The 622-nt window shown below is 60.9% G+C and carries 1 protein-coding gene; it reads right to left on the bottom strand.

The window, feature by feature from the left end:
• Nucleotides 1–622, bottom strand: a 622-nt coding sequence (locus ON19_RS25975) for an AMP-binding protein (protein WP_043698357.1), incomplete at both ends; no start/stop codon positions are given.

A 622-nucleotide genomic window follows, 5' to 3' on the forward strand; every position in this document is an offset into this window, starting at 1 on the left:
CACCACCAACGCCGAGGGCACCATGTACGACGGCAAACCGGCAGTCAGCTCCGACTTCACCTGCACCACATCGACACCGGCTTCGGCATCGGCGGGCACCAGGTAAGCCACCAGCCGGTCACCGGTCTTCGGATCCAACTTCGCGATCACCGCCGTCTGCGCGACCTCCGGCAACGCCAGCAGCGCGGCTTCGATCTCACCCAACTCGATACGGAAACCACGGATCTTCACCTGGAAATCCGTACGACCCCGATACTCGAGTTCACCGTTGGCGTTCCACGCAACCAAGTCACCCGTGCGATACATCCGCACACCAGACTCGAACGGATTCGCCACAAACCGATCCGCAGTCAAATCCGCACGACCGAAATACCCACGCGCCAACTGCGCACCAGCCAAATACAACTCACCCGAAACACCCACCGCAACCGGACGCAACCGCGCATCCAACACAAACACACGACTGTTCCACTCCGGACCACCGATCGGAACGGAAGTCTCGTCGGCAACAGTCACCCGATGACTGGTGATCGACACCGCCGCCTCGGTCGGACCATACAAATTGAACAGTTCCGTGCGCGGATTCTCCCGCAAAAACCGCTGCGCCACCGAACCCGGCAAC

Source organism: Nocardia abscessus NBRC 100374, from assembly GCF_000308455.1.
Lineage (GTDB): Bacteria > Actinomycetota > Actinomycetes > Mycobacteriales > Mycobacteriaceae > Nocardia > Nocardia abscessus.